Origin of the sequence: Halobacillus faecis, assembly GCF_007991335.1 — a bacterium.
GTDB classification, from domain to species: domain Bacteria; phylum Bacillota; class Bacilli; order Bacillales; family Halobacillaceae; genus Halobacillus; species Halobacillus faecis.
Window position 1 is genome coordinate 114512 of the sequence record NZ_BJYD01000017.1, and the last position, 22205, is coordinate 136716.

Annotated in this window: 19 protein-coding genes and 1 riboswitch; of the genes, 3 read left to right on the forward strand and 16 right to left on the reverse strand. The window is 43.4% G+C overall.

Translation table 11 applies throughout. The annotated features are described in order from the left end of the window. Nucleotides 1-119: 119 nt before the first annotated feature. From HFA01_RS09330 to HFA01_RS09380, 11 genes are all read right to left on the reverse strand, one after another. Entirely contained in the window at nt 120-1397 is a 1278-nt protein-coding gene (locus HFA01_RS09330; RefSeq protein ID WP_146815525.1) for an exo-beta-N-acetylmuramidase NamZ family protein, read from the reverse strand. A 63-nt stretch (nt 1398-1460) separates the two neighbouring features. After that, a complete protein-coding gene (locus HFA01_RS09335; protein WP_371860325.1) occupies nt 1461-3569 on the reverse strand; it encodes a glycoside hydrolase family 3 protein in 2109 nt (702 codons plus the stop codon). Between the two features lie 331 nt (nt 3570-3900). Then, nucleotides 3901-5220: a Na+/H+ antiporter NhaC family protein gene (locus HFA01_RS09340; protein WP_146815527.1), complete on the reverse strand. Its 1320-nt coding sequence runs from the start codon at nt 5218-5220 to the stop codon at nt 3901-3903. A gap of 135 nt (nt 5221-5355) precedes the next feature. Then, a riboswitch (SAM riboswitch) is annotated at nt 5356-5463 on the reverse strand. A gap of 71 nt (nt 5464-5534) precedes the next feature. Further along, complete coding sequence (locus tag HFA01_RS09345; RefSeq protein ID WP_146815529.1) at nt 5535-6611, reverse strand: ABC transporter substrate-binding protein; 1077 nt, start codon at nt 6609-6611, stop codon at nt 5535-5537. Between the two features lie 24 nt (nt 6612-6635). Continuing rightward, a complete protein-coding gene (locus tag HFA01_RS09350; protein WP_146815531.1) occupies nt 6636-7409 on the reverse strand; it encodes an ABC transporter ATP-binding protein in 774 nt (257 codons plus the stop codon). Between the two features lie 22 nt (nt 7410-7431). Further along, a complete protein-coding gene (locus HFA01_RS09355; RefSeq protein ID WP_146815533.1) occupies nt 7432-8253 on the reverse strand; it encodes an ABC transporter permease in 822 nt (273 codons plus the stop codon). Nucleotides 8254-8357: 104 nt separating this feature from the next. After that, nucleotides 8358-9683, reverse strand: a complete 1326-nt coding sequence (locus HFA01_RS09360) for a coiled-coil domain-containing protein (RefSeq protein WP_146815535.1) — start codon at nt 9681-9683, stop codon at nt 8358-8360. Nucleotides 9684-10002: 319 nt separating this feature from the next. Continuing rightward, nucleotides 10003-10710: a hypothetical protein gene (locus HFA01_RS09365; protein ID WP_146815537.1), complete on the reverse strand. Its 708-nt coding sequence runs from the start codon at nt 10708-10710 to the stop codon at nt 10003-10005. Beyond that, nucleotides 10707-11456 (reverse strand): hypothetical protein, encoded by a 750-nt coding sequence (locus HFA01_RS09370; RefSeq protein WP_146815539.1) that lies wholly within the window; start codon nt 11454-11456, stop codon nt 10707-10709. Before HFA01_RS09370 ends, HFA01_RS09365 begins: the two co-directional genes overlap by 4 nt. Then, entirely contained in the window at nt 11425-12342 is a 918-nt protein-coding gene (locus HFA01_RS09375; RefSeq protein WP_146815541.1) for an ATP-binding cassette domain-containing protein, read from the reverse strand. Before HFA01_RS09375 ends, HFA01_RS09370 begins: the two co-directional genes overlap by 32 nt. Then, entirely contained in the window at nt 12339-12716 is a 378-nt protein-coding gene (locus HFA01_RS09380) for a GntR family transcriptional regulator (protein WP_146815543.1), read from the reverse strand. The genes HFA01_RS09375 and HFA01_RS09380 overlap by 4 nt, the downstream gene beginning before the upstream one ends. A 168-nt stretch (nt 12717-12884) precedes the next feature. Between HFA01_RS09380 and HFA01_RS09385 the strand changes: the two genes are divergently transcribed. Continuing rightward, a complete protein-coding gene (locus HFA01_RS09385; protein WP_146815545.1) occupies nt 12885-14219 on the forward strand; it encodes a short-chain fatty acid transporter in 1335 nt (444 codons plus the stop codon). A 151-nt stretch (nt 14220-14370) separates the two neighbouring features. On the opposite strand, the gene HFA01_RS09390 is transcribed toward HFA01_RS09385, so the two are convergent. Together HFA01_RS09390 and HFA01_RS09395 are read right to left on the reverse strand one after the other, a co-directional pair. After that, the gene (locus tag HFA01_RS09390; RefSeq protein ID WP_146815547.1) at nt 14371-15150 is read right to left on the reverse strand and encodes an ion transporter; all 780 of its coding nucleotides are present in this window, start codon (nt 15148-15150) and stop codon (nt 14371-14373) included. Nucleotides 15151-15226: 76 nt separating this feature from the next. Beyond that, on the reverse strand, nt 15227-16579 hold the full coding sequence (locus HFA01_RS09395) for a hypothetical protein (RefSeq protein WP_146815549.1): 1353 nt from the start codon (nt 16577-16579) through the stop codon (nt 15227-15229). Nucleotides 16580-17085: 506 nt separating this feature from the next. Here HFA01_RS09395 and HFA01_RS09400 point away from each other — a divergent pair. Then, on the forward strand, nt 17086-17883 hold the full coding sequence (locus HFA01_RS09400) for a CAP domain-containing protein (protein WP_146815858.1): 798 nt from the start codon (nt 17086-17088) through the stop codon (nt 17881-17883). A 326-nt stretch (nt 17884-18209) separates the two neighbouring features. Further along, nucleotides 18210-18482: a hypothetical protein gene (locus HFA01_RS09405; protein WP_244157096.1), complete on the forward strand. Its 273-nt coding sequence runs from the start codon at nt 18210-18212 to the stop codon at nt 18480-18482. A 41-nt stretch (nt 18483-18523) separates the two neighbouring features. On the opposite strand, the gene HFA01_RS09410 is transcribed toward HFA01_RS09405, so the two are convergent. From HFA01_RS09410 to HFA01_RS09420, 3 genes are read right to left on the reverse strand one after another with little or no spacing between them, the layout of a single operon-like run. Continuing rightward, on the reverse strand, nt 18524-19615 hold the full coding sequence (locus HFA01_RS09410; RefSeq protein WP_146815551.1) for a Ger(x)C family spore germination protein: 1092 nt from the start codon (nt 19613-19615) through the stop codon (nt 18524-18526). After that, nucleotides 19612-20703, reverse strand: a complete 1092-nt coding sequence (locus HFA01_RS09415) for a GerAB/ArcD/ProY family transporter (RefSeq protein ID WP_146815553.1) — start codon at nt 20701-20703, stop codon at nt 19612-19614. Before HFA01_RS09415 ends, HFA01_RS09410 begins: the two co-directional genes overlap by 4 nt. Before the next feature lie 11 nt (nt 20704-20714). Further along, nucleotides 20715-22127 (reverse strand): spore germination protein, encoded by a 1413-nt coding sequence (locus tag HFA01_RS09420; protein WP_167506216.1) that lies wholly within the window; start codon nt 22125-22127, stop codon nt 20715-20717. Nucleotides 22128-22205: the final 78 nt, after the last annotated feature.

Consider the following 22205-nt stretch of genomic DNA (forward strand, 5'->3'; position numbering starts at 1 on the left):
TCGCATCCACTTGAGACCGATGACTCAACAACTGCCGCTTACTGGTAAAAATATACACACCAGGTCATCCATATTCTGGATGACCTGGTGTGTCAAATTATCCCTTATTCTTCTTGTTGTTATTTATAAAGGAGGTAGTGTTTTCTTACTTTGTTGAAGTCTTTAAGATCGTCTTCCCAACGGTCTTTCATATTTTCTACGGACTCGCCGTTTTCAATAGCTTCGCGGATCCATCCATTACCAACTAATAGATCGAAGAAGGAGACGCCTGCTGAGTTTTCCGCACGGAACTCGAAGTCTTCCGGATACATGTCATGAATCGTCTTCACGAGATAGACACCGGTTTCTACAGCGTTGAACTCTTCACGATCGATGACATGGATCTGCACCCCATGAGTCAATTTCCCTGCATGCTTCGAGAAGGATGGGGTGAAGGATGCCGCTCTGAACCTTACTCCTGGTAGGTTGAAAGCGTTCATCTCTGCCGCCAGATCTGTACTATTAATAAAAGGAGCGCCAATCAATTCAAACGGTCGAGTCGTACCGCGCCCTTCAGATACATTTGTCCCTTCAATCAAGGCTGCGCCCGGATATACGAAAGCCGTGTCAACGGTCGGCATGTTCGGGGAAGGAGCAACGAATTCTAGTCCTGTCTCATCATAATCCATGCTCCGCTTCCACCCTTGCATTTCCACGACCGTCAAATCCGCACCAATCTCAAACTCGTTATTGAAAAACTTCGCAAGCTCCCCAACTGTCATCCCATGGCGTAGTGGGATCGGATAGTTTCCGACGAAGGACTTGTAGTCTTCATTCAAAACCGGACCTTCCACTTTTTCTCCACCCAGTGGATTCGGACGGTCAAGGACGACAAATGGGATGTCATTTTCCTGAGCTGCTTCCATCGCATAAGCCATCGTGTAGATGTACGTATAGAAACGTGTGCCTACGTCCTGAATATCAAACAGCAGCACATCGATGTCTTCTAACATATCCGGAGTCGGTTTTCGAGTCTTGCCATAAAGACTGTAAACTGGAAGTCCTGTTTCTTCATCTGTATAAAACTCCACATACTCTCCAGCCTGAGCGCTGCCCCTGACCCCGTGTTCCGGGCCATACAACGCCGTCAGGTTAACATCCTCATCGTTGTGTAACAGATCAACGATGCTGTTCAAGTTTTGGTCAACACCGGTCGGGTTTGTAATCAGACCCACATTCTTACCTTCAATCAGTTCTTTCTCTTCATCTAAAAGGACTTCTACTCCAAGCTTGAAAGGTTCCCCTTTTTTATGATGCCCTTTTTGTTTACCAGGATTGCCGTTATGATCCGCGAAAACAACTGAGAACGTCGACCATGTCATCATCAAAACGACAGCAAGCATCAACCATTTTTTCATAATAACCTCTCCCTTTTAATTATGATGAAGAAGGACGTGAAGCCCCTCTTCCTAAAAAAACGATTAGTAACTGAGACCCGTACCATATTCAAACAATACGCCACCGTCAGCTCCTGGAATGGTCACAGGCAGTTGGCCGGTTGGATTGTTTGTACCAAAAATGGTAGCCGCCGTCGCTTTAAAACTTGCATCCCTGAAGCCGTACTGTGCAATATAAGCGTCCACTCCTGGATAGGCCATAATGTCATAAGGGTTTCTAATTCCTACACCAATCACTTCTGCATCTGTGTTCGCCATTACCTCATGGATCAACTGCATTTGAGAATGGTCTGACGAACGCGTGGACACATTGTACGTGTACGTTCCAAAGATGACTTTGTCTGCTTCCGCCACTGTTTGTTTTTGCTCCGCCGTCAATTTGCTTTCATCTGTTCTGATCAAGGTCGTATGGGAATGGTGAGCAGAAACAGCGTCTGCAAGGTCGCCAATAAATGTGTTTCCAATCACCACTACCTGTTCATCACCTGACGCGTCCAATGGAAGTGCCCCATCATTTTTCACTAGCGTAATGGAACGTTCAGCCGCTTCTTTCTCCACAGCTTTATGTGCCTCTGATCCGACGACTTCTTCCGCTTCTGCGATTTTCTCATCGAGCGGTTGAGGTGTTTCTTCTTTAATGATGCCTCGGTTCAACTTCAATGTAAGGATCCGTTCAACAGAATCTTCAATCGTAGCCATTGGAATTTCCCCAGACTCTACAGCCTCATAAACACCTGAAGCTACTTCCTCGAGCCCTACAGGCATAAGCGCAATGTCTGTGCCTGCATTGATGGCACGAATAACGGCATCCACCGGTCCAAAATGATCGGCGATGGCTTTCATGTTCAAAGCGTCTGTGACGACGACTCCTTCATAATTCATCTCCTCACGCATCAATCCAGTCAAAACCTTTTCAGAAAGGGTGGCTGGAAGCGCGATTTCAGAACCGTCCTTCTGGGAAATCACTTTGGTATCATCAATTTTCGGGAACGTGATATGGGCAGTCATGATCGCATCAATGCCTGCATCCATCGCCTGTTGGAACGGATACAGTTCAACTTCCTTCAGACGCTCAAGGTCGTAAGGAACCTCAGGAAGACCGAGGTGGGAATCTGTTGCCGTATCCCCATGACCTGGGAAGTGTTTCGCCGTTGCAGCCACCCCGTGCTGCTGCAGCCCTTTCGTGTACGCCACACCCATTTTTCCAACGAGCTCCGGATCTTCCCCGAAAGAACGAACGCCAATGACAGGGTTGTCTGGATTGTTGTTTACATCCATAACAGGGGCAAAGTTCATGTTGATACCAAGGGATTCAAGTTCAGCTCCAATCACTGCCCCTACATCTTCAGCGATTTCTTCCGATCGGGTGGCACCTAAGGCCATATTTCCAGGCATGTCCGTCCCTGATTGTAGACGTGTCACGATTCCGCCTTCCTGGTCAATCGTCATAAGCAAACCATACTTTTCAGAAGCGGCTTGATAATCAGACACAAGCTTGGCCGTTTGTTCTGTTGTCACAACGTTCTCACGGAATAAAATGACACCGCCCAAATGATATTTCTGTACCATCTCTTCAATTTCAGGAAGCATGTCCGTCACGTTTTTCCCTTCCCATTTCCTGAAATCAGGCATCAGCATCTGACCGACTTTTTCCTCCATCGTCATGTTGGCAAGTGCATGTTGAACGAGGTCGTAACGGTCACCCTCCTGTTTTTTAATGGTCGGTTTGAAATCCGGCTTCCCTTTCTTATTCTTTGAAGGATCGGGCTTGTAGTCCAGAGCGATCCGGTCTTCAAAATGGCCATTCGATACCGTCACCCATGTTCGTCCCGGTTTTCCTGTAAAAGTAACCGTTCCATCGTCCGAGACAGTGGCAACGTTTGAATTCCTCGATTTCCAAACGAGTCCGTCATTCACCTTTGTGAAGTGTCCGTCTTCATACACGTTCAGTGCGGAAAGAGTCAACTCGTCCCCGTCCACCGTCTCATCTGCTTGCGGTACGTTCTCAAAAATGATGACATCCGATAATCCGTCCTCTTCAGCAGCTTCCACCTTTGTACCCATCAACCACGATGGCAGCATCATGCCAATGGTCAGTGTAAAGATCAACATCCATTTGCCTGCCATTCTCATTCGCCATTCCTCCTTGATTTATCTATTTGTAAAAGGTGCCTTCCTATCCAAAAAGACCCTTTTGCAAAACCATTTTCGAAAAAAACACCCTCAAAAAAGTCGGTACAGGAGAGATAATGTTGTAAACGTTTACATTTTGTAATAAAAGCGTAACGGAAATAGATATAGTCGTCTATACCACTTAAGGCCCTAATCATTCTATTTACCTCCATTTTCCAAAGCTTTCCTACTATTCCAATTGACTCATTTTAAAATAATGTGTCAGCTTTTTTTAATTTAACTGTAAAAAAAGTACATATAAAAAGGCACCTGAATCAGGTGCCTTCTCCTCTTAAGACGCGTTCTTAAACACTTCTTTTCTTTTTTCAACTGTGAACTTCGGATATCTAAATGCGATCGCTAAAAGACCCGCTACAGCTGTGAGTAAGGGATAAATACAAAACGGAACGATGGCAACAGGAGAAATACTTGCCACACCCGCTACCGCGAGGATTTGGCCTCCATAAGGAATGATCCCCTGCACGGAACTGGCAAAGATATCGAGGATACTCGCTGAACGACGTCCTCCAATCCCATATTCATCAGAAATTTGTTTGGCCAGTGGTCCTGCTGTAATGATGGAGATGGTATTGTTCGCCGTAGAAAAGTTGATAGCTGTCACAATCCCAGCAATGCCAAGCTCCCCACCACGATTGGAATTCACTTTCCTGCTCACGGCTTGCAGCAAAAATTCGATGCCTCCATTTGCCCGGATCAATTCCACAAGACCACCCAGCAAGATCGCAATCATGGCAAGCGTCTGCATATTCGTAAATCCATCACCTACGAGAGTTATGAATTCCATCCCGGAAAATTTACCAAGCAAAAGGCCGACTCCACCAGCAAAAACAATGCCTCCGATCAAAACGTAAATGACGTTTACTCCAGCAATGGCAAACCCGAGTACACCTAAGTAAGGTAAAATTTCTAGAATGTTGTACGTGTAATTCTCATTCAGGCTTGCCGATGCATCCGCCGTCATCACCCCAAAAATAACGGCCGTGATCATGGCTGCCGGTAAAACGATGAAGAAATTCGCTTTGAACTTTTCTTTCATTTCTGTCCCCTGTGTACGAACAGCTGCAATGGTCGTATCCGAAATGACAGAAAGGTTGTCCCCGAACATCGCACCACTGACAATCGCCCCCATGACCAAGGCAAGACCGATGTCTGTTTGCTCGGCTACACCTACTCCAATTGGCGCAAGGGCAACCACTGTACCTGTCGATGTCCCCATGGAAATGGAAATGAAACAGCCGATCACAAACAAACCGACGACCATCCAACCGCCAGGCAGGTACGTTAAACCAAGATTGACGGTAGATTCAACTGCGCCCATTCCGGATGCTACAGCAGCGAAAGCTCCTGCAAGTAAGAAAATAATAACCATTAAGATGATATTGGGGTGCCCTCCCCCTCTCGTCAAGTGGGATATTTTCGTCTGGAAATCTGCTTTACGGTTCATGGCTAACGCAACGAGGATCGCTACGAACAGAGCGACCAATACGGGCATTTGATAAAAATCCCCTGTGATGATGCCCGAACCAATGAAAAGTAAAATAAAGATCGCAAATGGGATGAGTGCGAAAGCGTTGCTTAATGGTTTTGTCATGATTTGACCTCCTTTATATATATAACTCATCAGAATAGTCGGTTTTATCGCGAGAAAAACACTGGTCTAAAAAAGACGGCAAACAAAAAGAGCCTTCTCACATAAGAAGGCTCTTGAAACGTATCCGCACATTCCTTCTCATCTTTCAAGTGATCATCACTTGCTGGAATTAGCACCGGCCAACCGATGTTGGTGGTTGCTGAAGCTTCGCAGGACCAGTTCCTCAGCTTCTCTTGATAAGAATTATTCAATTGAGTTAATGGTTACTTTACAATAAAAACCATTCGCTGACAAGAGTTTTTTCAGAAAAAATGTCATCGATCGTAGCGCCCAATCACTTCCATCGCTTCTTCTGAAAGTGAGGTGTCGATGGCGTCACTAAAGTCAATGTCCCCGCTGATCGCACCGTTTGCGTCATACATCTCGAACTGTTTCTTAATATCGTCGATGAACATTTCCCCGTTCGGATCGAGTCCTGTTACACCAACTTTCTTCCAAACATCAGCGTCTTTCAAGGCCGTATGCTTTGTCATGATTTCAATGACTTCATCCAGTCCCTCATCATAAAGGAACGCATCATTGTAATCACGTACCCCTTTCAAATAAGCAGCCATAAATCGGACGGAAACATCGGTGTCCTTTTCAATAAAATCAGGAGACCCGAGGACCATCGCAATTTGTGCATCCGGAGCGAAATCTGTGGCGTCACCGAAGCGGACGTGCAGATCCTGCGCTTCTCCCTGAGTGATCAGAGGCTCGATTTGCAAAGCAGCATCAATCGATTTGTTGCCCATTGCGGCAAGCATGTTACCAAAATCAGACATGAGGACAAATTCGACATCGTCTTCCGTCAGCCCGGCATGTTCAAGCATACGCTGAAAAATATAATCATCAACGGCATTTCTCGATGAAACGGCAATCCGCTTCCCTTTCAAATCACTATACTCTTTGATTTCATCCTGCAGATCTTCACGAACCACAAAGCTGAAGTACGAGCTGCCATCAAAATAGTGCCCTTTATCAGCGATGATTTTCACATCAATGCCCTGAGCGATGGCATTGAAGAAGGAAGCTGTAGAAACGCCCCCGGCAATATCCACCTCACCCGCAGCCAACGCCGGAAGCATGTCGTCACTATTGGCGAACGTTGTAAACTTGATATCGATATTGTAATCATCAAAATATCCTTTTTCTTCAGCGATATAAAAGCCAGCTCCAGATGCAGCACCGTCCTCGGCAATGACCACCGTCGCTTTTTTATCTAATGGAGCAAAATCGCCGTCAATCATTTCACCACTCCCTGTATCCTCCCCAGAATCACCGGAGGCACAGCCGAACAACACAAAGATGATGAACAAAAAAGAAAACAGATGACATACTTTTTTCACCATGGGATTCCAATCCCCTTTCTTTCACTATTTACGCGATCGCTGCACTTCATCCTGAAGATGATTCCAAATCTCGACAAAATGTTCTGCCATCAAAGGATCTGCCCGTACCTGCTCCATATTTCTCGGACGTGGCAGGTCAATCCGTTTTTCATCAATGATGGTGCCGGGCTGGGAACTCATCAACAGGATCCGGTCGCTAAGTAGGAGCGCTTCATCTATGCTATGGGTAATAAATAAGACCGTTTTCTTCGTCTCCGACCAAATATTCAATAATTCTTCCTGCAAAATGAATTTGTTCTGCTCATCGAGTGCAGCAAATGGTTCATCCATGAGGAGAATTTCTGGATCGTTTGCAAACGCTCTGGCAATACTGACGCGCTGTTTCATCCCGCCGGACAGCTCTTTTGGATAGAGTTTAGCGAATTTTTCAAGCCCCACTTTATTCAAATAGTAAGCGGTCCGTTCTTTGATTACATCTGCAGGCAGATGCCTCATCTTTAAGCCGAAACTGACATTGCCTTCAACGGTCAACCACGGGATGACCCCGCGTTCTTGAAAAACCATCGACTGCAGCGGGCGCTCTTTATTACTTTTCGCAATCGTAAAGGTCCCACCACTTGGCTTTTCTAACTCAGCCAGAATCCTTAATAAAGTCGTTTTTCCACAGCCGCTCGGTCCGACGAGACAAACGAATTCCCCGTCTGCAATATCGAGCGAAATCCCTTCTAACGCCGTCACGCGGCTCTCTTTTTTATAAAAAACCTTCGTTAAATCCTTAATCGATATTTTAGCCTCCATCCCTTGTCGCTCCTTTCATCAGTTAGCGCCATGGCAGCAGTTTGGCCTGCAGCCCCCGTAGAATGATGGAAAACAAATAGCCGAAGAACGAAATGAGTACGAGTCCGACAAACATTTCTTTTAACAAAAAGGCTTTATACGATGTCCAGATCAAATACCCAATCCCTGAGTTGGCTCCCATCATTTCTGCCGCGACAATCGTCAACAGTGCAATCGCCTGCCCCATTTGAATACCTTCGAGCATGACCGGCAGCGAACCAGGCAAAGCGATTTTGAAAAAGAACTGCTTCGAATCCGCGCCATAGTTTTTTGCAACATCCAAATAAATGCGGTCAATGTTCACAACACCCGCTACCGTATTAATGACGACAGGAAAAAACACACTTCCCGCAATCGTCACCACTTTGGATACTTCACCGACACCAAATAAAATGATGATGATGGGCAGGAGAGCAAGGGTTGGAATCGGCATCAAGGCCATGATGAGTGGCGACAGGAAATGTCGGACCGGTCCGTAAAGCCCCATTAGGAGACCAATCACTATAGCCGGTATGACCCCCAGCAAAAATCCCGCGAAAATACGAAACAAAGAAATGCCGACATGATGAAACAGCTCTCCGCTCATCCCCATCGCCCAGAACGTTCCTACAATCTCTGTCGGTGGCGGGAAGAAACGGGCATCAATCAGTCCCGTTCTTGATAAAAACTCCCAAAGCAATACAATGAAAATCGGCGATGATATGGTCAATATCTGCTTCAGACGATGCTGCATCTGGCGCTTTTTCCATTCTTGTTTTTCCATTTGTAAAGGGTCTGTCATAGATTCCCTTAAGCCATCTTTCATTCTCACCACCTCTACCGCTAATTTATGTGCGAACGCCCAATTGTGTGAAATTGTTCCTTTTATACGTCTATAAAAGCAAAAAAAACGCCATCTAGGCGTCTTTTTCACTCATTCTCTTTATTGGTTTCCTCAAGATTCGTCGCCAATTCTTCCAACTTCTTTTCTAATACTTTCATGAAAGCGACCTTTCCTTCTTGATTTCCTGCAGGTGGAACTTCTTCTCCAAAGATGTACCTCATGTGTTCCTCCATCTGAGAAAAAAACTCCCCTTCTCCGATCTGTTCTAAATAAGGAGGAGTTTGGAAAGCATCCAATTCTTTTTTCAATGCTTCGTTCTCTTTTCTCTGCTTTTCTGATTCATTATTAAGCTTACTTATTTGTGTACGCATTCGTTTTGTATCTGCTTCATTAGTAAAAAGAGATTTTTGTAACCTCTTCACTTCTCCCTTGACGGTCTGACACTCTTCTTTCCATTTACTCACTTCTTGATCGGCGTATTGTTTCTCTTTCAGCCTTTCCTTTTCAAGCTGTTCTTTTTCTTTCCGATAGGTGTTTTCTAATTGTGAATAATCGTCTCTCGCTTTAGCGAGGGATTCTTTCACACCTTCTAATTCTTCCATGAAGGTTTGTGAACGCTGAGTAAGTTCTTCATTCTTTTTTTCTAACTCTCCCTTATTCTCTTTCCAAATTTCCGCTGCCTTTGAATGTCTTTGATTGGATTCATCCAATTGTTTTCTTATTGTTATGCATTCCTGTTGAGCTCTCTTTTTCATCTGCAGCTCATTATTAAAGTTATTTTGCAGAAAAGAAAAATCTTTCTGTGCTTGTAAGATCATTTGTTTTTTCTGCTCAAGACGTTCGTTTAACTGTGCACACTCACTCTCTAGTTTATCAATTTCGAGAGAAAAGTTTTTCTTGGTATCGGCTAGATCTTCTTTTAGTTTCTTCACTTCTTCTTCCGCTTCCGTTTTAGCATCTGTTACTATTTGTAGTTTTTGCTGAATTTCCGCATAGCTTCTTTGTAACATGGAAAGATCTTTTTGAGATTGGAAGATCCTTCTTCTTGTCTCTGCCAGTCCGCCCTCCAGGTCCTGAACTTGACCAGATAATTCTTTTTCCTTGTGGCTCCACCCGATTGCTCGATTTTGCCAATCCTTTAGTTCAGTCTTGAATTTTTCCTCTTGTTCCTCATAACGATTTACTCGTTCCTCAAACCCTTGAATTCTCCGCATTAACTCTTCATTTAAAACAGATTCTTCATGATTCCATTGCTCTATTGTCTCTTGTAATTCTTCGTTCTCTACTTTTAATTTCTCCAGTTGGGAGTAATGATAATTATCTTGATAATCCTTCACCCTTTTTTTGTATTTGTCCAACTCAGCCCTATAATAAATCAACTTCTGCTGTAACTGGATAGGATCCTTTTTCACTCGCTCCGCCCCCTTCTAACAGAAAACCGATTGCTCCATTTTATGTTGGAAGTTTTTCATTTATCACTTTCTCCCCTTAACGATTGAGCCGTCTCCATTTAAGGTAGGACTGCTTATGATATAGATAAGAAAGGAGAAGGAATATGAGGGATAAAAAACATCGAGAAGCTCTAAGACAAAGAACACATCAACAAAGCGAGACAGACACTACCCAAACACCAAGAAAACCAACTCGTAAAAAAGCAGGCGGCTGTGGGTGCGGCAAGAAAAAGAAATAACTCATAAAAAGAGAATGGAAGGTAACCTTCCATTCTCTTTTTTACGATGGATTCACTTCTGTATAACCATTCTGATCAGCCGCTACGTTCAGTCCTTCAGGGACACGGATATAAAGAGCGGACCCGTTCCAATGGGATACGGTTGTCCGTCCCCACGCATATCCATTTTCTTCACCGAACAAGCGGAATGGAAATTCAGTGCCGAACATTTTATATTTCAAGTTCAATGTTTCTCCTGGATAGATTGAAAGGGTTGTCGTATCCAGGACCACGGCCGGCATATACTTCTCTTCCACTTCGTACCCGTTGACTGTCAGTGGTGTCTGATAATAAGAGGCTTCCACGGTCTCCGTAAGTTCGTCTGTATGTTCGACGAAAATGTTGACCCCGTTCACATCATTTTCTAATACTTGAAGAACGATTTGTTCTTCGTTAAAAGGAAACGACCATTCATGGATGCGCCACTCTTCCATGTCATCCACCTTGCCTTCATGAACGGCTTCATAGAATTGCTGAGACTTCTGCTCCGCATCTCTATCATTCTCTTGTCCTCTCAATTCCGTGCTGTCAATAGGAAGGACGAGAAAAATAACCATTGAGCCAACTAACAGGGCAGAATAACCGATAAGCATCCAGAGTCCCATCTTCCCTTTCGCAAAACCGAAGTGTGAACTTTTCTTAATGAGAAGGCTTAAAGCAATAAAAACCGTAAGCAGGATCAGGATCGGCAAGAAAGTCACTATAATCATTGCTTCACCTCCAGACGGTTGGAAACGAGTACAGCGAGTGCGTAGAAAATAGTCGTCGCAGCGAGAGTCTTCAGTGTGAAAAGCCACGCATTGCTTTCCTCAAAAAAGAATTCAAAGAAATATACCTGAACTGGGAATCCGCCTCTATATAACAAGATCATTAGACCGATGACAACGACCGGCAGAATAATGACGAGCATTTTGTTCAACTGAACAATCATCCCAGCCAGATAGCCTAAGCTGCTGAACAAAAATAGGATGAGAATGGTCGCGAGCATACCAAGGAACCATGCACTCCCATTCCCTACTCCCTGAGTAAGAAGCATTTCATCTCCAGGCAATATAAAATAGGCAAACAGTTTCAAAGCAAAACTGGACAGCAAAGCAGTCAGCGCCCCAATGACACATAGGACAAACAGAAAAGCAATGGTCGAAAGTGTACTCGTCTTCCTATTTGTAACAAATGCAAAATCATCTTCCCGATACGCTTTCGTCGTTAATAGAAAAGCGGTAAGAAATCCCCAGAAAATCGTGAAACCCACCACGATGTCTGCGGTATAATAGGTAATGTTCACATCGTATCCTGTTCTACCGCTGCCCATTGAACCGGAACCATTCAATGAAAACAAGAGACCGAGAAGCTGGATGACCACAAGCGAAGTGAATACGCCTGTATAAGACTTCCATTTATAGCCGATCTGCTTTTTGACGATTTCAGACGTCTGTACTTCGATCAAAGACATCATCTACACTCCCCTTTCCATGTTGAGGTTCAGTTAGATAGATACATAAATCATTCGCTTTAACAGGTGAGATTTGAATCCCCGCCTCCTGCATGCGCCGGTATTCATGATCCGTAAAATCGTTTTTCACCACGGCATAGCACGTATCAAATGCCTGCTCTTTTTTCCATAGAATCTCTTTTTCTTTTAGAAAAGAATCAACCATATCTTTCTTTCCAGTGAGACCCAATCCATATTCCTTCAAGTCATCCATCGACATTTGCAGCCTCAAAGCTCCTTCATGAATCACAAGCACTTCTTCAAACAGATCTTCCATCTCTTCTAGATGATGCGTCGATAATAGAATGGTTCTCGGATGCGCTAAGTAATCCTTCAGCAGGGCACGGTAAAAATCTTTTCGGACGGCTGCATCCATCCCTGTCGTTGGTTCATCAAAAATCGTAAGTGGGGACCTTGAAGCAAGGCCGACAATCATGTTGAACGTACTCTCTTTCCCCTTGGACAACTCATTGTGATGCTGCCTTGAATCAAATCCGAAATAATTGAACAAACTTAGTGCTAAATCAGGGTCCCAATGGTGGTAAAACCGCTTGCCCTCTTCAAGAATTTCTTTTAAGGTGAGCGCAGTCGGAAAGTTCATAGCATCGTCAATAAAGATCGTATTGGCCGACACGAACAAATTGTTGAACGGTCTCCTCCCATAAACCTCGACAATTCCTGACTTCTCCTTCAATAAACCAGCGATGATCTTCAGGAGCGTCGTTTTCCCTGCTCCATTTCTGCCGATTACACCGACAATTTTATTTTCTTCAATGGAAAAAGAAAGGTCGTGCAGCGCATTTTTCCGATAATAACGCTTATTCAAATCCTTACATTTAATTGCTTTCATTCTTGATCTCCCTTCCAAGCATCTCTGACCAGCTTAATGGTTTCATCCTTTGAAAGCTCAAGTCTTCCGGCTTCCATGACGAGGTCTTCAACTAAATTTCTCAGTGTCTGATTTTTTCGTTTATCCTTAATGATTTGTTTAGCGTTGGTCGAGACAAACTTCCCTAGTCCTCGTTTGTCGTAGAGAATCCCTTCTTCTGCAAGCTTTGTCAGACCTTTGGCAGCTGTGGCTGGGTTGATGTTATATAAATCAGCCAGTTTATATTGCGAATAAACTTTTTCATCCGCCTGAAAGTTCCCACGCAAAATTTCGCTTTCCAGCCATTCGGCAATTTGAATATAGATCGGTTTCAAGCCGTCGGTATCAAGAATCAATGGATCACCTACTCTCTAAATGGGTGCATTAGTGTTGTAATGTAGTGTATGACTATTTCTAACTTTTGACAAGGAAAAAATTACACTTGGGTCTTGAAATTTCCTGTGCACTGTTGGACACTTAATGTTGTAGTTGAAAGCGATTACATAATTAGGAGGTAGTTTAGGATGCTTCGAGGAATCACAAACTTTTTCGATCGGATGGTGCAGCGTTTCTTACCCGATGCGTTTTTGTTCGCCATCATTTTGACACTTGTCGTTTTTGGATTAGGGATTTTCTTTACAGGCAGTTCACCAGGACAAATGGTGCAATTTTGGGGAGACGGCTTTTGGAATCTTCTCGCCTTTGCCATGCAAATGTCTTTGATAGTTGTCACGGGATACATACTTGCCAATACTCCTTTGGTTAAAGCCGCTTTATCTAAAATAAGTACGCTCGCCAAAACTCCAGGACAGGCCATTGTGTTAGTCACTTTCGTAGCTGGAATTGCTTGTGTGATCAACTACGGTTTTGGGCTTGTAGCTGGAGCACTACTTGCCGTCCATGTGGCGAGACGTGTCCCGAATGTGGATTATCGTTTACTGATGGCCAGTGCCTATAGTGGATTTATTCTTTGGCACGGAGGGTTTTCAGGATCCATTCCGTTGACTATTGCGACAGAAGACCATTTTCTAGCCGATTCGATTGGCTCCATCGCTATTACGGACACCTTATTCAGCAGCATGAATATTTTCATCATCGTGACTTTACTTCTCTCTCTTCCTCTGCTTAACTTGTGGCTGCTCAAATCCAGTGGTGACCTGAGTAAAAACAATCTCGACTTCTTAGAAAACGAAGATAAGGCCGAGCAGCAAATGGCCGCCACTACTGCCGAACTAACTCCGGCAGAACGTATGGAAAACAGCAGGATCATCTCTTACTTCATTGGTGCGCTTGGACTCGCGTTCATCGTCTATCACTTTGTTAGAAATGGGTTTGACCTCAATATAAATATTGTGAACTTTATTTTCTTATTCCTCGGAATCCTTTTTCACCAGACACCAAGAAGATTTTTGAACAGCGTAAACGATGGAGTGAAAAATGCTGGCGGAATCATCATTCAATTCCCTTTTTATGCAGGCATCATGGGCATGATGGTCGCATCTGGTCTATCTGAGCAAATGTCGAACTGGTTTGTGAGCATTTCAACAGAATTCACGTTTCCCGTGCTCGCTTTCATCAGTGCCGGAATTGTTAACTTTTTCGTCCCTTCCGGAGGCGGACAGTGGGCGGTTCAGGCTCCGATTATGATTCCAGCTGCGATGGACCTTGGAGTAAGCACCGCCAAAACAGCGATGGCTGTGGCCTGGGGCGATGCGTGGACGAACATGATCCAGCCATTCTGGGCCTTGCCGCTTCTTGCGATTGCCGGGTTGAAGGTGAAAGACATTATGGGCTTCTGTGTCATCATTTTATTTTGGAGCTTCATCCCAATCTCCATCGCTCTTCTATTTTTCAACTAAGGCATCTCCCTTCCCTCTACACAGATGGCAGGATTGCGTAAGTTTCTAAGCTCAGTTGGTTAGAAACGCTTGTATGCGTGTAAAGGCTATAGAAAAGGTCAGGGAATGAGAAAGGATCGCTGTCCAATGGCTGGACAGCGATCCTTTTGGGTTAACCTGTTTTATTATTCTTACGATCTTGCTCCCGCATCATCTGCTTCAGCTCATCAAGATCATTCATAATCTTCGCCATATCCTTACTTTCTTCCTCCGCATGTTCGGAAAGCTGTTGGGCATTGTTGACGATTTCACCAATAATCAGATTCAATATAATGAAAGCAGAAACAACAATAAAGGAAACAAAATAGACCCATGACCATGTGATCTCAGCAAAAATCGGACGGAAGACGCCGCTTGCCCAGCTCTCCAATGTAAATACCTGGAATAATGTCAACGTACTGAGACCGACATTCCCAAAGTATTCAGGAGCGATGTCTCCAAAGAAGGTGACCCCAATTATCGCATACACATAAAAGATGATGCCCATCAGGATCATGACGGACCCAATAGCAGGAATGGCAAGGAACAAAGCGCTTGTCAGCCTCCTTAGAGAAGGGACAACTGAAATGGTCCTCATTACTCGCAGCACCCGTAAAATTCGTAACACGCCGACGAAGTGAGTGTTATAAAGCACGAGACTTCCAAATACGATGACAAAGTCGAAAATGTTCCAACCATCTTTAAAGAAGTGGCTGCGATAAACGACAAGCTTTAAAATGATTTCAATCGTAAAGATCGATAAAACCAAAATGTCCAAAAATATGAATAACGAGTGATAGTTTTGATAAATGCTATCATCCGTAGAAATTCCGATAACAACAGCATTGATCAAGATAACCGCTAATATAAAACGTGAAAAACTTCTATGTTCAATGAAATGGCGTAACTTGATTCTCTTCTCCCCACTTTCTCCCCAATATAACTCTCTCGTCTTTTATATAGGATTTATGCGCAGCCGTCAATTGCCTTTATGCCCACTTTTGGACATCAACACACAATTGCTGATAAGCCTTCGATTCATCCATCATTTGTTTATCTGCATACACTTTCGAAAGCCACCTGAGCGGCTCGGGTGTACTCGGTTTCAGCTCCATTTCCATTTGAAAGCATTCGATGGATTTCTCAAGCTGATGAAATCCATAGTACAGTTCTCCAAGCTCCTGCATACAATCCAGGTCTTCCCTGATTTCGTTCATCCGCTCTACTTTCCTCATGAGCGAGCTCTTCTTCGGGAAGGACTTTAGAGAATCATGGACTTGTTCAATCTCCATCGTTTCGAGCAATCTTATAAGGAAGGCATCCAATAACTCCCTGGTTTCTTCCGGGTGCTGAGCTGTAATTCGTCTCATAAAAGGCATGAAGTTTACGGGATCCTCATGGAAACGATTTTTTTCAAGTAAGGTCGTCATCTGCTTGAATTGTTCTTCATCCAGCATGAGCTCCCGTTCTGTGTAAAGACGCGCCGCTGCATCTGTATTCTCTTTTACTAAATAATGTTGGAAAAGATCTTCCGTTACGGATGGGAAGGATGGAATCGTTTGAGACATTTGCTCAAGTAAGAGGGTTCGGCTATCGCAATCGAAGTGCCTGGACAGGTAGGCACGATACAATTGGTAGTTTTCCAGGGTCGGTTGGTTATAGAAATGAGTTAACAGATGAGATGACGCTTCAACCCAACGATGCTCTTGTTCCAAAAGACGTTGGTGGTCTTCGAAAGTTGCATAGGTTTCCTTAAACAACGGGTCGCGTTCCATAAGTGTGTGTGATTGTTCTAAGTATAGGTTGGTAAGCTCTCGGTAGGAGAGGTCATTGGCCATTTCTTTCACGAACTTGTTGTTCGGTGCAAAGTCACGCATCACCCGAATCACCCGATAGGCTCCGGACATGTTTCCTTCACGACGATATTGATAAAAGAGAGATTTCATATCCTGGAATAATTGTTTCTTGGGAATGAATGATTCAAAAAAGGTGAGGACTTTCGCCTGTTCTTGTCTGGAATATGGACCTGCGATTTTCTTTTTCAGCTGAGGATAGCTGACTTTGTGTAGAGGGGTGTTCATTTCAATCAAAGCTTGTAAAAATGGATGTGGGGATTCATAAGCCGTACCTTCTTTAAGTGCACGAGCTATATAGGAATGGAGCTTTAACCGTGTCGTCCGGACAGCCGTCAGATATTTTTGCTTATAAAAGAAAAGCATATGGCATTGGGATTGATCATCAAACGTTTCAACCAGCTGCATCTGCTCATAAAAAACAATACGGGATGGAACAAGCGCTAAATCTTTCTTCGGCTGCTTGACATGAATGGTCATTGGGTTCATTAACATCCGCCTCCCTCTTTTCTTCACTATATCACAATGGACGTTCTGTGGTAAAAATAAGACTTTTGTAGAATATTTTATATTATATATCTCACGTGGACTTGTTACTAATGTTAAGTGGTATAGTAAATGATTGGTGATATTCTATAACAAGCCATGCCCTGAAGGAGTTTTGACAGGTGTGCTGTAAAAGGAGTCTATCCTCTCATGAAGCCTTTAATCCCATCCTAATCTTTGTAAAACTGCTGTCATACTCGTAAAAAACAGACCTTTCTTAAAAGTCTGTCAACCCAGATAAACTAGTAAAATATCTATTTGAAGGATTTTCATTCCAAAAATACGCTTTTTAAGAACTTTGAGAATCCCTGAGATTAATGGACCCTTCGAATCTAACAATCTTCTCTTATGATCTTATGGAAATATCATCCTCCTATGTTACAAAAGTTCAGTGGTACGATGGAGTCGTTCCAAAAAAACAAAGGTTTCAAGGAGGAATTTTCAACATGATGAAAAAATCATTGATGGTATCAGGAGCGCTCGCTCTATCCTTACTAGCAACACCAGCCACTTCCCTTGCATCGACAGGTGAAGTACAGCAAAACGTACAAGTAGAAACAAAAACGATTCAAATAGATTCCAGCCAACTGAACAACTGGATCACTGACAATGAAGAAGCTCTCAAGAACAACAAACTTCAACAAGTAGATTTCCAATCTTTCTTTAATCAATTTGCACAAAAATATCAACAAGTACCACCAGAACAACCGAAACAAGAAGAGCCAAAAGCAGAAACTCCTGTAAAAGAAGAACCGAAACAAGAAGCACCTGCTCCAAAACAGGAAGCTGAACCAGCCCCTGCACCAGAGCAGCCTGCTGAAGAAGAAGTACAAAAAGAAGAAAACACACAAGAAGAAGCAGCATCTGAAGTATCTGCATTCGAAAAACAAGTCGTTGAGTTGACCAACCAAGAGCGTGAAAAACAAGGACTCGCTCCACTGAAACTAGACACTGAACTAAGTGCCGTCGCTAAAGACAAGTCTCTTGATATGCAGCAAAACAACTATTTCTCTCACAACAGCCCAAATTACGGTTCTCCATTTGACATGATGAAGTCTTATGGCATCGACTACCGTACAGCTGGTGAGAACATTGCCATGGGACAAACCACTCCAGAAGAAGTTGTCCAAGGCTGGATGAACAGTCAAGGCCACCGTGAAAACATCATGAACCCTAACTTCACCCATATTGGTGTAGGTCATGCAGAAGACGGAAACTACTGGACTCAAATGTTCATCGGTAAATAATAGAATGTGAGGCAGTCGCCACCGGGAATCTCCCGGTGGCTTTTTTGTGCGTTTATCCGGCTCTTTGGCGCGAACCGGCTGCTCTTTGGCGCGAACCGGCTGCTCTTTGGCGCGAACCGGCTGCTCTTTGGCGCGAAAGGTCATCCTCAAATCGGATGACCCTTCGCTTACAGAAATTCATCCTTTCACTAGACTTGCAGTAGGCATTTTTCACAAATCTGTGAACGAATGACTTTTTTTCTTTTTTATTTGTCCAAAACCTATTGCAATTAGTCTGAATATTCCATAAAATCAATCATAATTTAACTATATCAAATCAAAAGGATGTGTTCTTTTTGAATACAAAAACGGTGAGTCATCTTTACAACGTATGCCCTCTTTGCCACGGAACCGGAACTTATAAGGAATATGATGACAGTAAGGCGAATATGATCATGGATCACTACAGCCGCGTGAATCATGCGAGTGAAAAGACGGCATGGAAAATGGCGGTGGAAGAAACGAGTTACAGCACGGAATGTGGGCGTTGCCATGGCAATGGTCATGTGTTGAATGACGAAGGTGAAGAGATGTACAGGGCTTTGAAGCAGTTTGCCTGATTTATATAATGGCCCCTCATTTTAGAGAGGGCCTATTATATTTATAACAATCCTCCTGTCTTCTCAATTTCCACCTCTACATCCACCTTGAACTGAACCTCCTTATATTCATCTTCCCAATCCATTTGTCTCCATTCCTCCGGATACTTCGCAGCAATATCCAAGCCGATTCCTAAAGGATCACTATGGACTTCCTGAAGGATGGTTATGACTTCCTCTATTCTTCTTGTTATCTCTTCTTCTGCTTGCACCTCCATACCTTTGAGGTCTGACTCTCCGAGTGGGTTTTCGTTAAGCTCTGTTCTAATCTTCAAATTAAGATGGCTTTTGATAGACCCGTCCTTTGAAACCTTGGTATCCAGATCCCTCTTTAGGTCCATAATGGACAATCGGTATGGTTTTTCGGGATTATTCTTATAAGGTATAAAAACATCTGCCCGAAAGCCTAGATCATCTCGCATAAGCAGTAAAAGAGTAGCCTGCCTGGCGTCAAGGTCCTTCCCTGTATATTGATCTTGATCAAAAAGAGCTAAACCTTTGATGTTTGGCTTTTCGCCCTTCTTTTCCATTAGAGGGAAAATGGGATCGATTTTTTCGTTGTTCATTTTATTCCATATCGTAAACAAATTCATTTCAGGGATGATTGTGTTACTTTCGGCTGAACGAATACCGTTCAATACACGAAAAGCAACAGGACTCTCGTCATCTTCAATACTTAAGATTTCTATTGCTTCCCCTTTTACTACAACTATTTTGGATGGCAGATATCCAAGATTACCACGGTAGAAAGTCTCCAGTAACGGATAAATCCCTTTTTTTGCAAGCTCCTCACCTATAAAAATTATGAATGTCTTCGTAACATCCAGACGTCCAGGTAGATGATTTTTGACCTCATGCCCAAGCTCTCCTGTTGTGGCAGCCTCTGCGGTCAGTAACTCGTCTTTCACTTCAATTCTTCCTCCGCCTTGGGACTTAATATTCAACGCACGTATGCCTCCCCTGATAAGGTTTGGATCTTCTGCTGAAAGATCATAACTGATGCCATTGATGAGTCGGCGATCCTTCAAGTTTTCCTGATCCCAACACCCTGTAAGCAAAAATAAAGACAAAAAGAGAATCATACCTTTTCTCATGCATTCACCTTTTTCTTTTTAAATAGATAAGATAAGAGAGTTAGCAAGAACGGAAGAAAGAATGCAACAATATAAATGGTGTACTTCAGTATTAGATCATAAAGTCGAAAAGCTTCCTCACTGTATGAAGCTGAAACGACTAATATATACATGATGCCCCCACTTATGAGGACGATCGATCGTAATGGCTTCCCCTCTTTTCCGATACTTTTACTGCAGATGAGTAAATAAATAATTACCGATGCCGTCATCGGACTGAGCCAAATAAATACAAACAATAGATCGATACGGTCAACGGTATTAAATGAAAGAGAACGCATTAAATAAAGGACAGGCTCTCTCACCTGCTTAAGGACATCAGGACTGAAAACCATCACACAAAGAATAATGACAACAAAATATAGCAGAGTAATGGTTGCGTTAGAGAGTGAAACCGTACGTAATAGCTTCGAATGTTTCATATGTACATACGGACCTATAAATAACATTAGCTCAAACCCTAATACCGCAAACAAGTCCGCTTCGGCACTCTTGATAACCTCTAAAAAACCTGATCCCCCCACCGGCATCAAATGACGTACTTCAAGAGGGGTTTGAAACAGAATAAGCACCAGAAGGATAAAGACCGGTACGAGCACCACAGATAAAACAACTAAATAACGAGCAACGACCGGATAATCCTGCACAACTAAATACATGCTGAGGGCAATAATCAATAAAGCGATGGACCATACGGGTGTATAAGGGAGAAGCCAGTTGTTCACTAAATTAACAAGAAGAATCATGGAATACGTACCGATGATTAAAAAACCGATATAGTTGACTATATTTATCGCTCTTCCAATATAAGGACCAGTAATTAATAACGGAATTTCCTGATAGGATGAGCCTGGAAATCTCTTGAGTAACAACCAATAGACGACCATTGTAAGTTGGACAAGCATGCCCGCAACTAGGACAGGCATCCAGGCATTTTGTTCTACTTCCATCTGCAACAAATTGGGCAACGAAAGAAGACCTATTCCTAACTGGGCTTGAATGATCATTAAATAGATCTGAAGTTTTGTGAGCAATCGGCTATTATTCATTTCCCTCTCTCCTAGCGTGAATAATCCTCGTTCTTATTAGAATTACGTAGAATAAAATCTCCCATTTCATTCGTTCGTAATGGAGCTAATGGTGCTAAATAAGGTTCACCGAACGATTCCAACTTGCACAAGTGAATCAGGATAGCCATTAAGATAATTGCGATGCCGAATAAACCGAATAAAAATGCTGCAATCATCGACACGAAGCCCAGCAACCGGGAAATGACAGCCATCTGGTTAAAAGGAGCAGCAAATGAGGCAATGGCTGTCAGACCGATAATAACGATCATTGTATTGGATACAAGTCCTGCCTCCACCACCGCTGTGCCGATAACCAGACCTCCGACAATTCCGATCGTTTGCGCAATGGGAGACGGAAGCCGAATAGCTGCCTCTTTTAATATCTCCAAGATGACCTGCATCAGTAATGCTTCCAATATAGGTGGAAAAGGCACGTATTCAATAGATGTCCGGATACTGTAAAGAAGTCCAAGAGGTAAAATTTCCGGATGAAAACTGACAATGGCGATATACATAGCTGGAAGCGTCACAGCAATTAAGAAGGAGATCAAACGAATGATCCGGAAGAAAGATCCAACAATCCAATGCATGGAGTAATCATCAACCGATTGATAGAAAGCAAAAAAAGTCGTCGGTAAAACGAGTACTTCCGGGGTACCGTCTATAATCAATACCGCTTTGCCCTCCAGCAAATAAGACGCAGCACGATCCGGCCGTTCCGTGCTTAAAGCCTGTGGAAACGGAGAATGATTATTATCTTGAATCACTTCTAGAAGGCCTGTGGACGTCTGCAATTCTTGGAGATTGACGCTGTTTAATTTTTCTTCAATATGATGAAGAACTTTCTGATCAATCACCTCATCAATGTACATAAGAGCAACGTTGGTATCTGTTAAATGGCCAAATACATACTTTTTCATCTTAAAAGAGGGAGCTTTGATCCTCTTCCTTAAAAGCATCATATTTGTACCTAGGGACTCACCGAACCCATCATGCGGACCACTAATAATATGCTCCGAATCGGGCTCTTTGATCGCCCGTTTTTCCTCCACAGGTACAGAAGCTATAATCGCTTTTTCTTCTCCCTCAATTAATAGGGCGCAGCTTCCACTCAGAAGTTCAGAAACGAGTGTGTGAACGGTAGCCGTCTGCTTGTCCTCTGAAACCTGAAGGGCTTCAAGAGCATTTTTTCCTTTGGTTAATTTGAGAGGGCGGATGATATAGTCCATCACCTTATCCTTGGCAGCTAGTGAATCCATGTAAAGGATCTTCCCACTCTTATGCCCAAAGACAACGGCTTCCACCACTAAATCTTCTGTGTGAAAAAAAGCTTGTTGAATAAGCTCGACATTCTGATCCAAATTATCAGTAAGCATCCGTTCATTGCTCTCGATCTGCGACACAGGTCCCCCTCCTCCCTTATAGAATCTTTTCCTCTTAGCTTGTAACGCGAGTGCAAATTTATGCGATAGCCAAGTAGG

Coding starts and splice junctions, on each gene's coding strand:
- HFA01_RS09330 (WP_146815525.1), bottom strand. CDS start 1,397: ATGAAAAAATGGTTGATGCTTGCTGTCGTTTTGATGATGACATGGTCG.
- HFA01_RS09335 (WP_371860325.1), bottom strand. CDS start 3,569: ATGAGAATGGCAGGCAAATGGATGTTGATCTTTACACTGACCATTGGC.
- HFA01_RS09340 (WP_146815527.1), bottom strand. CDS start 5,220: ATGACAAAACCATTAAGCAACGCTTTCGCACTCATCCCATTTGCGATC.
- HFA01_RS09345 (WP_146815529.1), bottom strand. CDS start 6,611: ATGGTGAAAAAAGTATGTCATCTGTTTTCTTTTTTGTTCATCATCTTT.
- HFA01_RS09350 (WP_146815531.1), bottom strand. CDS start 7,409: ATGGAGGCTAAAATATCGATTAAGGATTTAACGAAGGTTTTTTATAAA.
- HFA01_RS09355 (WP_146815533.1), bottom strand. CDS start 8,253: ATGAAAGATGGCTTAAGGGAATCTATGACAGACCCTTTACAAATGGAA.
- HFA01_RS09365 (WP_146815537.1), bottom strand. CDS start 10,710: ATGATTATAGTGACTTTCTTGCCGATCCTGATCCTGCTTACGGTTTTT.
- HFA01_RS09370 (WP_146815539.1), bottom strand. CDS start 11,456: ATGATGTCTTTGATCGAAGTACAGACGTCTGAAATCGTCAAAAAGCAG.
- HFA01_RS09375 (WP_146815541.1), bottom strand. CDS start 12,342: ATGAAAGCAATTAAATGTAAGGATTTGAATAAGCGTTATTATCGGAAA.
- HFA01_RS09385 (WP_146815545.1), top strand. CDS start 12,885: ATGCTTCGAGGAATCACAAACTTTTTCGATCGGATGGTGCAGCGTTTC.
- HFA01_RS09395 (WP_146815549.1), bottom strand. CDS start 16,579: ATGAACCCAATGACCATTCATGTCAAGCAGCCGAAGAAAGATTTAGCG.
- HFA01_RS09400 (WP_146815858.1), top strand. CDS start 17,086: ATGAAAAAATCATTGATGGTATCAGGAGCGCTCGCTCTATCCTTACTA.
- HFA01_RS09410 (WP_146815551.1), bottom strand. CDS start 19,615: ATGAGAAAAGGTATGATTCTCTTTTTGTCTTTATTTTTGCTTACAGGG.
- HFA01_RS09415 (WP_146815553.1), bottom strand. CDS start 20,703: ATGAATAATAGCCGATTGCTCACAAAACTTCAGATCTATTTAATGATC.